Annotated in this window: 8 protein-coding genes and 1 pseudogene; all 9 read right to left on the reverse strand. The window is 62.6% G+C overall.

Features of this window, described 5'->3' with window-relative positions; translation table 11 throughout:
• Nucleotides 1–206: pseudogene (locus AC1DT3_RS05455) on the reverse strand (cell division protein FtsQ/DivIB); the annotation flags it as partial.
• Complete coding sequence (locus AC1DT3_RS05460; RefSeq protein WP_477464231.1) at nt 203–1126, reverse strand: D-alanine--D-alanine ligase; 924 nt, start codon at nt 1124–1126, stop codon at nt 203–205. The pseudogene AC1DT3_RS05455 and the gene AC1DT3_RS05460, both read right to left, overlap by 4 nt.
• Nucleotides 1127–1266: 140 nt before the next feature.
• Complete coding sequence (murB, locus tag AC1DT3_RS05465; RefSeq protein ID WP_477464238.1) at nt 1267–2184, reverse strand: UDP-N-acetylmuramate dehydrogenase; 918 nt, start codon at nt 2182–2184, stop codon at nt 1267–1269.
• Nucleotides 2181–3596 (reverse strand): UDP-N-acetylmuramate--L-alanine ligase, encoded by a 1416-nt coding sequence (gene murC / locus AC1DT3_RS05470; protein ID WP_477464232.1) that lies wholly within the window; start codon nt 3594–3596, stop codon nt 2181–2183. The genes murB and murC overlap by 4 nt, the downstream gene beginning before the upstream one ends.
• Complete coding sequence (gene murG / locus AC1DT3_RS05475; RefSeq protein ID WP_477464233.1) at nt 3593–4711, reverse strand: undecaprenyldiphospho-muramoylpentapeptide beta-N-acetylglucosaminyltransferase; 1119 nt, start codon at nt 4709–4711, stop codon at nt 3593–3595. Before murG ends, murC begins: the two co-directional genes overlap by 4 nt.
• A gap of 10 nt (nt 4712–4721) precedes the next feature.
• Nucleotides 4722–5849, reverse strand: a complete 1128-nt coding sequence (locus AC1DT3_RS05480) for an FtsW/RodA/SpoVE family cell cycle protein (protein ID WP_477464234.1) — start codon at nt 5847–5849, stop codon at nt 4722–4724.
• Nucleotides 5850–5852: 3 nt separating this feature from the next.
• Entirely contained in the window at nt 5853–7244 is a 1392-nt protein-coding gene (gene murD / locus AC1DT3_RS05485; protein WP_477464235.1) for a UDP-N-acetylmuramoyl-L-alanine--D-glutamate ligase, read from the reverse strand.
• A 4-nt stretch (nt 7245–7248) separates the two neighbouring features.
• Nucleotides 7249–8334, reverse strand: coding sequence for a phospho-N-acetylmuramoyl-pentapeptide-transferase (gene mraY / locus AC1DT3_RS05490; protein WP_477464236.1), 1086 nt, complete (start codon nt 8332–8334; stop codon nt 7249–7251).
• A 2-nt stretch (nt 8335–8336) separates the two neighbouring features.
• On the reverse strand, nt 8337–9730 hold a 1394-nt coding region (locus tag AC1DT3_RS05495; protein WP_477464237.1), incomplete at its 5' end, for a UDP-N-acetylmuramoylalanyl-D-glutamyl-2,6-diaminopimelate--D-alanyl-D-alanine ligase.

Raw genomic sequence — 9730 nt, forward strand, 5'->3', positions numbered from 1 at the left:
ACGAAGGCCACCGCGGCGAAAAAGCCGAGGGTCAATCCGGTACCAAGGAAGTGGGGAAGTCTCTTTGCGAGCGGAACAGTGACTGACCGACGCCGCCCGCGGGAGGGACGGGACGGACCAGAGCGCTCGTAGCGCGGAGAGTGATTCGGAAAGTCGTCGTAGGTAGCGACGCGCGCAACGGCGTGACCGGCCGGATAGGCCGTCATCGGTTGCAGGTAGCGTCCTCCACCATCCATCGTACAAGCTCACCAAACGTATAGCCCGCATGGGCTGCGAGTTCCGGCACCAAACTGGTCTCGGTCATTCCGGGTTGCGTGTTGACCTCTAGAACGACGAGATCCCCGGTTCCGCCTGGAGTGTCGTCGTACCGAAGATCGGCACGGCTGATTCCCCGACAGCCGAGCGCTTGATGCGCTGTTAACGCCAACTCTTGGACCTTTTGGTAAATATTCGGTTTAATTTCTGCCGGCAGGACGTGAATGGACCCACCTTTCGCGTACTTTGCGTCATAGTCGTAGAACACCCCGGTCGCGGGGCGGATATCGATGACGCCGATGGCCCTGTCGCCCATCACGGCGCAGGTCAGTTCGCGGCCCGCAACATATGATTCCACAAGGACTTCCTGGCCGAACGCCCAATCCTCCCGCAGCAATTCCTGGGGCGGATGGCTACGGTCCTCGCGCACGATGATGACGCCGACGGAAGAGCCTTCGTTGACCGGTTTGACGACATATGGCGCAGGAAGGACGTGTGCTTTCGCAGCCTCCAAACGGTTAACGACGAGCCCATGGGCGACCGGAACGCCGGCGGCGCTCATGATCAGTTTGGCTTTGTCCTTCTGCATGGCGAGCGCCGATGCGAGGACCCCGGAATGCGTGTACGGCAGCCGCAACAGCTCCAGCAGGCCCTGGATCGTGCCGTCTTCACCCACGCGCCCGTGGAGAGCATTGAAGACCACGTCGGGAGCGACCGCGTTCAAGACCGTCGAGATATCGGGCTGCACGTCGATCGGCGTCACCTTGTAACCCTGCTCTTCCAGAGCCCGGGCGCAGGCGCGGCCGGAGGACAGGCTGACCTCCCGCTCGGCCGACCAGCCGCCCATCAGGACTGCGACATGTTTCGCCATCGTCGTCTCCATCTCGTGCCGGGCGGCGTGGCGCCAGTGCCTTGCGGATATTGCTTCCGACGCCTCGCCGTCGATCTCAACGGGGTGCGAATCGCCGAAGCGGCCCGCGGGGCCTCAAGGCCGATCATGAGCAGGAGGGCTTAAGCCATTCCTACCCGTTTGATCTCCCAATGCAGTTCGACACCGGCCGTTTCGCGAACCCGGCGGCGGACCTCTTCTCCCAGCTGCTCGATTTCGGAAGCGCTCGCCGAGCCGTGATTGATGAGGAAGTTGCAATGGAGTTCGGACACCTGCGCGTCGCCGATCCGCAATCCGCGACATCCTGCGGCGTCGATCAGTTCCCACGCCTTCTGTCCCGGAGGATTCTTGAATGTCGATCCGCCCGTCCGTGTGTTCACAGGCTGGGTCGAGGACCGCGCATCCGTGATCGCGTTCATCTCGGCCAGAATTTCCGTCGGTTCGCCAGGGCGTCCCTCAAAAAGGGCTTCGGTAAAAATGACGTCGTTGGAAACGGCGCAGCGCCGATAGGAAAAGCCCATCTCGGCGTTGCTGAAACTGACGCGATCTCCGGACCGCGCCAAGCCCATCGCTTCGATCAGCACATCCTTCGTCTCACCGCCATAGGCTCCGCCGTTCATGCGCAACGCGCCGCCGATGGCGCCGGGAATACCCCGCAAGAACGACAACCCGGCAATGCCGGCCTCGGCCGCCGCCCTCGCAACCTTCACGTCGGGCGCGCCAGCTCCGGCGCGAACCCGATGCCCCGGCTCGACGACAACTTCCGCGAACCGTTTGCCGAGCCTGATCAGGACGCCCGGCCATCCGCCGTCGCGTATAAGAAGATTCGATCCGAGCCCCACCACTAGAACCGGAATTGCCGGATCGAGACTTTTGAGAAAGTACGACAAGTCATCCTCGTCGGCGGGCGTGTACAAGACCTTGGCCGGACCGCCGGTGCGAAACCACGAAAGAGGAACGCTCGACGCGTTGGCCTCCAATGTGCCTCGCAAATCGGGCATCCGCGACTTCAGCTCGACGGTGATGTCCGGATACATCAGGCCGCCTTTTCACCGAGCGCATCGAGCTCGCCCGGAAGCGCATAGGCCCATTGGGTGATGTTACCGGCCCCGAGGCAGAGGACGTAGTCCCCTGGCTTCGCGATCCCCTTCACGAGGTTGGCGAGATCCTCCGACTTCTCGAGGGCCATCGCATTGCGGTGGCCGCGGGCCTYCAGGCCCGACACCAGGCCATCTCGGTCCGCGCCTGCGATCGGCTGTTCGCCGGCCGCGTAGACGGGAGCGACGATGACCGCATCCGCATCGTTGAAGCACGTGCAGAATTGATCGAAGAGCGACGACAAGCGCGAATACCTGTGAGGCTGCACGACGGCGATCACCTGTCCGTCGGTCGAGGCGCGCGCGGCCTTCAAAACCGCGCTGATCTCTACAGGATGGTGGCCGTAATCGTCGAAGATGGTGACACCGTTCCATTCACCCGTGCGCGTGAACCGCCGCTTCACGCCGCCGAAGCCGCCTAGAGCTTTTCGGATCGCGTCGGGGGATACGCCGAGTTCATGCGCCACCGCGATGGCCGCCGTTGCGTTCAATGCGTTGTGCGCACCGGGCATCGGCAGAACGAGATCCTCGAGCTCGAGACGGAAACCGGGACGACGGTCCCGGATCATGACGCGGAACTTCGTCTGCCCGCCGCGCGGATCGATGTCCATGATGCGCACATCGRCCTGCGGGTTTTCACCGTAGGTGATGATGCGCCGGTCTTCGATGCGGCCGACGAGATCCTGCACCGCGGGATGGTCGATGCACATCACCGCGAACCCATAGAAGGGAATGGAATCGATGAAGGAACGAAATGCGTCCTTGATCGCGTCGTAGGAATGAAAGTGATCGAGATGTTCGGCGTCGATATTGGTGACGATCGCCACGTCCGCCGGCAATTTGAGGAACGTTCCGTCGGATTCGTCGGCCTCCACCACCATCCAATGGCCCTCGCCCATACGCGCGTTGGTGCCATAGGCGTTGATGATGCCGCCATTGATCACGGTGGGATCGAGACCGCCTGCGTCGAGGAGCGTGGCGACCAGCGATGTCGTCGTGGTCTTTCCGTGTGTTCCGGCAACCGCGACGCAGGACTTGAATCGCATCAATTCGGCGAGCATTTCCGCCCGGCGCACCACGGGAAGGCGCTTTTCGCGCGCCGCCATGAGTTCGGGATTGTCTCTCTTGATGGCTGTCGAGACGACGACGATCTCGGCGTGCTCGACGTTTTCGGCCTTGTGTCCGATGAAGGTCTTGATGCCCTTCTCGCCCAGACGCTTGACGTTGTAGTTGTCCGCGGCGTCCGAGCCCTGCACCGTGTAGCCGAGATTATGCATGACCTCGGCGATGCCGGACATGCCGATGCCGCCGATGCCGATGAAGTGGATGGGTCCGAGTTTCGGCGGCAATTTCATGGCTTGGTTCCGTTTTTTGTCGTGGATGCGAGCCGGAGAACCGCCTCGGCGAGGCGATCCGCGGCATCGGAGATCCCGGCGCTCTTGGCGGAGGCGGCAGCCCGGGTCAAGCGGGCCGGCTCCCTCAGAAAGCCTTCGATCTCCTGGGCGAGACGCTCGGGGGTAAACGCGACTTGTGGAAGGACGATGGCAGCGCCGATATCGGCGAGCGTTTTGGCATTCGCCGCCTGATCCTGGTCCAGGGCACCGGGAAGAGGCACCAAGACCGACGGACGTCCGATCACCGAAAGTTCGGCAACCGTCGATGCGCCGGAGCGCGAGACGACCAAGTGGGCATCGGCGATGCGCTGCGGCAGATCCTTGAAAAAGGGCGCGACTTCGCAGGCGACGCCCAACCCGGCATAGACTTCGCGGACACGCTCTCGGTCCTCCTCGCGGGCCTGCTGACAGATCGACAGTCGCGCCCGGATTTCGGGCGGCAGAGAGGCCACCGCCGGCGGCACGATATCGCTCATCACGCGCGCGCCCTGGCTGCCGCCGAACACGAGGAGCTTGAACGGATCAGCGGGGCCAAGCGCCGGAAACGGCGTCGCAGCCGCGTCGAGAACGCTCGGACGGACGGGATTGCCACTGTGGAACAACGTCCCTGAGACGTTCGGGGGAACCCCTTTCGTCTCGGCGAAACCCGTCGCGATAAGGCTGGCGCGCCGGGCGAGCAGCCTGTTGGCGCGGCCCAGAACGCCATTCGCTTCATGAATGACGATGGGAACGCGGAGGAACGAAGCGGCGAGCAGCGGCGGAACCGTCGGATATCCCCCAAAGCCCACGGCCACGTCGGGCTTGAGGCGACGTATCACGGGTATCGCCTTCAAGATTCCCCGTCCGAGCAGGAGCGCCGCCTTCGCCATCTGTGGCACGGATCGGCCGGACGGCGTGGCGGACGGAATCTCGATGATCTCCTCCGAAGGGAACGACCCGGCATAGGCGTTCGCCCTCTTGTCCGTGACGAGCACGACACGAGCGCCCATCCCGTGAAGGGCGTTCGCCAGCGATTCGGCTGGAAACAGGTGGCCGCCCGTGCCGCCCGCGGAAAGAAGGATCAGGGGAGCCGTCACGATGGAGCCCTCAATCGAACCGCTCCATCATCTCGGCGCGCGGGCGACGGCGTGTGAGCGCGATCAGGAAACCCATACCGAGCGCAAGCGACAGCAGCGAAGAACCGCCGTAGGAAACGAACGGCAGCGTCATGCCCTTGGCGGGCATCAGGTGAACGTTCACCATCATGTTGATGCAGGCCTGCAAACCGAACATCAGGATCAAGCCGGTGGTCGCAAGGCGGCAGAAGGTGTCTTCGTTCCGGCGTGCCAGCATCAGCCCCCGCAGCACGACGAACGCAAACATGAGAAGCACTGCGATGCAGACCACGATGCCGAATTCCTCGGCGGTAACCGCGAAAATGAAGTCGGTATGAGCGTCGGGCAGGATGCGCTTCACGGTGCCTTCACCTGGCCCACGCCCGAGCCAGCCGCCGCGAGCGAAAGATTCCATCGCCGTATCGACTTGGAACGTATCGCCCGACGACTTGTCCATGAAACGCTCGATACGTGCGCGAACGTGCGGGAGGAATTCGTAGGCGGCAGCGATGCCGAGCAATCCCGCGCCGCCAAGTCCCATCACCCAGAACCAATGCAAACCGGCGACGAAGAAGAGCCCGCACCACACGACGGTGATCAGCATCGTTTGGCCAAAATCCGGCTGCAGCACGAGAGGAATGATCGTCGCCGGCAGAATGAGAAGTGCGAGCAACGCGCCCGGCATGTCCTTGCGACGAGCACCCTCGGAGAACGCCCATGCCGAGATGACGACGAATGCCGGTTTCACGAACTCCGACGGCTGAATGCCGATGCCGGCGATCATGATCCAACGATGGGCGCCCTTGATCTCAGGTCCGAATTGAAAGGTCGCGAGAACGAGCAGCATGGCGACGGCATAGACGAGAAGAGCCAGCCGCCTCACGTGGCGCAGAGAGAGAAACGAAACGAACACCAGAATGCCCACCGTCGGCAGAAGAAAGAGCGCCTGACGGTAGAGAAAGTGGAAGGTCGACAAACCGAGCCGCTCGGCGACGGGCGGACCGCCGGCCATGAGAAAGACGAGGCCCGAGATCATGATCGCGCCGAGACCGGCGAGCAGGAGACGATCGACGGTCCACCACCAATCGCCGAGGGGCGAACGTTCCGCGCGTGACACCATGGCTCAAGCCCCCATCGTCGGAATGATTCCGGGCAACGCCCGGACGAGATCGCGGAAATGATTGCCGCGGACTTCGTAGTTCGGAAATTGATCGTAGGATGCGCAAGCCGGCGAGAGGAGGACGACTGCCGTCTTCATTCCCGCCGCATCACGCGCCGCCTGCTGCACAGCCTTGTCGAGTGTGCCGCTGAAAACATGTGGCACCGCGTCTCCCAGCGTTGCCGCAAACTGATCGGATGCCTCACCGATCAGATAGGCTTTGCGGATCTTCGAGAAGTACGGTTTCAATGACGCAATACCGCCCTCTTTTGGCTTGCCGCCGACAATCCACAGAATGTCGTCAAACGATTTCAGGGCTTTCTCGGTCGAATCCGCGTTCGTTGCCTTGGAATCGTTGATAAACAGCGTCCCGGCCAGACGGTCGACCTCTTCCATACGGTGCGGCAAGCCCGGAAAGCTCTTCAACGCGGATTGAATGAGATCGTCCGAAACGCCACTCAGCAACGCAATCGCGACGGCCGCCGCCGCGTTCTGGGCATTGTGGTCGCCCCGCAACGAGCCGATGCCTGAAAGGTCCGCCACGCGGCGCGGGGCTCCTTCGATGCGCGCGAAGACAGTTCCGTTTTCGGCGTAGACGCTGCCCACATCTCGATCGCGCAGTCCGACCCGGATGACGGAGCGGCCATGACCGGCGAGGTCGCCGATGATCTCGCGGCTCAGAGAATCGTCCGCACCGATCACCGCAACGCGCGCCCTCGCGACGAGACGCTGCTTGATCGCCGTATAGTTCTCCATCGTCCCATGTCGATCGAGATGGTCGGGCGAAATATTGAGGAGAACGCCGATCGAAGGCGCCATCGTCGGTGCGAGATCGATCTGAAAAGACGAACACTCGATCACGTGCACACGTTTGTCGGACGGCGATTCCAGAGACAGGATCGCCGTTCCGATGTTGCCACCAAGTTGAACATCGCGGCCAGCGCTCTGCAGGATATGCGCCACAAGCGCCGTGGTCGTCGATTTCCCGTTCGTTCCGGTGATCGCGATGAAGGGGGACAAGGGAGCGACCTTCGCCCGCTCGCGGCAGAACAATTCGATATCGCCGATTACCTCGAGGCCGGCCTTCGCCGCCAAGACCGTCGACCAATGCGGCTCGGGATGCGTCAACGGCACGCCCGGAGCGAGGACGAGAACGGAAAAGCGCGTCCAATCGGCCTCGCGCAGATCGCCGACCTCAATGCCCTTCGCCTGTGCTTCCGCCACCTTCGCGGCATTGTCGTCCCACGCCACCACATGCGCACCGCCGGCCTTGAGCGCGAGCGCCGTCGCAAGCCCGGATCCTCCGAGCCCGAAGAGCGCAACGGTCTTGCTGGCGAATGTGGTGACAGGTGTCATGTCGTCACCGCAGCTTGAGTGTCGCCAGCCCGACGATGGCCAGCACGACGGATACGATCCAGAAACGGATGACGACCTGCGGTTCCGTCCACCCCAACTGCTCGAAATGGTGATGGATCGGCGCCATTTTGAAGACACGTTTGCCGGTGAGCTTGAAGGACGTGACCTGGATGATCACAGACAGGATTTCGAGCACGAACAACCCGCCCACAAGAGCGAGCACGATTTCGTGCTTTGTGGCGACGGCGATGGTTCCAAGGAGACCACCGAGCGCCAACGAACCCGTGTCGCCCATGAAGATTTGCGCTGGTGGGGCATTGAACCAGAGAAAGCCGAGCCCGGCCCCGATCAACGCGCCGCAGATCACGGCAAGTTCGCCGGTGCCGGGCACGAAGTGGATCTGCAGATAGTTCGAGAAGACGGCGTTACCGGCARGATAGGCGATGAAGCCGAACGTACCGGCTGCGATCATCACCGGTACGATGGCAAGACCATCGAGTCCGTCGGTGATGTTCACCGCGTTGCCAGCGCCGACGATCACGAAGCCGCCGAAGACGATGAAGAACCAGCCGAGGTTGAACAGCAGTTCTTTCGAGAATGGCAGGGCCACTTTGTTGGCGAGGCCGGGCGCGGAGATGTTGGCGATGGCGATGCACGCCGCCGCCGCGATCAACGCCTCGATGGCGAGGCGGGATTTGCCTGAAAATCCCTTGTGCGATTGCTTCGTGACCTTGAGAAAATCGTCGTAGAAGCCGATGGCGCCGAAGCCGACGGTGACGAAGAGAACGACCCAGACATAAGCGTTGGCGAGATTGGCCCACAACAATGTGCTGACGAGAACGCCAGCGAGGATCATCAAACCACCCATCGTCGGCGTGCCGCGCTTGGTGAGAAGATGCGATTGCGGACCGTCCTCGCGGATCGGTTGACCCTTGCCCTGCTTCAAGCGCAGCAATGAGATGATCGCCGGACCGAACAGGAAGACGAACAGCAAGGCGGTCGCCGTCGCGCCGCCAGTGCGGAAAGTGATGTACCGGAAGACGTTGAGCGGGCTGAAATAGGGGCTGAACTCAGCCAGGAAGGTCAACATCGTTATGGTCCTTTGAGCGCCTGCGCGGTCGTATGCGCGGCGAAACGTTCTTTGAGCGCTTTGACGATGAGCGCCATCTGCATGCTGAGCGAGCCTTTCACCATGACGGTATCGCCCGGGCGCATTTCGGCGCAGACGGCTTCGACCAGTTCGGACGAACGCTCGACTTGCGCGGCGACGATACCGGCAGGCAAGGCCGCGGTGAGATGTGCCATCAGGGGCCCGGCAGCGRACAGAAGATCGACCTTGTTGGCCTCCACCGCTTCGACGAGTCCTTTGTGCAACTCCGGTGCGCCGACGCCGAGTTCCTTCATGTCCCCGAGTACGGCGATCCGCCGTCCCTGCCCGATCATCTCGACGGATCCGAGATTGGCCAATGCGGCCTTCATGGACGCCGGATTCGCGTTGTAGCTTTCGTCGATGAGGAGTACGTCGCCATCCTGGACGGACAACAGCGTCCGCTCTCCACGGCCTACCGGCGGCTTGAGCTCTGCAAACGACTGGGCCGTCGCGGCGAGATCCGCTCCAAGAGCGTGAGCTGCAGCAATGACGCTCAGCGAGTTCAGCGCGATGTGGCGCCCGGCCGTGCCGACCCGATACGTCAGCGGCTGCCCAAACACGGTGACGTCCACGATGGAGCCATCCGGCTTGGCAACGATCCGTTCGGCACGGATATCCGCGGCCTCGTGCTCTCCAAACGACACGACACGACCTGCGGCGGACGCCAAGGCATGGCTGCGCAACCGCTCGAAATAAGGGCTGTCGCGTGTAATGACGGCCGTGCCGCCGGGTTCGATCCCGGAAAAAATCTCACCCTTCGCGTCCGCGATGCCCCACAGGGAAGGAAAGAACTCGATATGAACGGGCTCGATCGTGGTGACCACGGCCACGTGCGGTCGCACCATCGCCGTCAGCGGCAAGATTTCGCCCGCATGGTTCATGCCGATTTCGAACACGCCATACACGCTGTCGCGAGGCATGCGCGCAAGCGTCAGCGGAACACCCCAATGATTGTTGTAGGAGGCGACAGAAGCGTGAGTCGCCGCCTGGCGCGACAAAGCCAGCCGCATCGCTTCCTTGGTGCCGGTCTTGCCGACGGATCCGGTGATGGCGACGATCTTGGCATGACTTCGTGCGCGCGCAGCGCGCCCGAGCTGGCGCATGGCGTCCAACACGTCGGGCACGACGATCAACCGATCCTGCGCCTTGAACTCGCCTTCGCGGCCTGATGCCACGAACGCCGCGGCGGCGCCTTTTTCGAGAGCGACGTCGACAAACTTGTGGCCATCGTGGACATCGCCCTTGATGGAAAAGTAAAGGTCACCCGGCGCCAGTGTCCGGGTATCGATCGACGCGCCGGTGGCTTCGGAGAAAGCCGCGCCTATGCGTGCACCCG

This window comes from Microvirga sp. P4_G7 (genome assembly GCF_056401005.1).

Bases quoted from the DNA above. Each gene is read 5' to 3' on its own strand.
- AC1DT3_RS05460 (WP_477464231.1), bottom strand. From the start codon at position 1,126: ATGGCGAAACATGTCGCAGTCCTGATGGGCGGCTGGTCGGCCGAGCGG.
- AC1DT3_RS05480 (WP_477464234.1), bottom strand. From the start codon at position 5,849: ATGGTGTCACGCGCGGAACGTTCGCCCCTCGGCGATTGGTGGTGGACC.
- murD (WP_477464235.1), bottom strand. From the start codon at position 7,244: ATGACACCTGTCACCACATTCGCCAGCAAGACCGTTGCGCTCTTCGGG.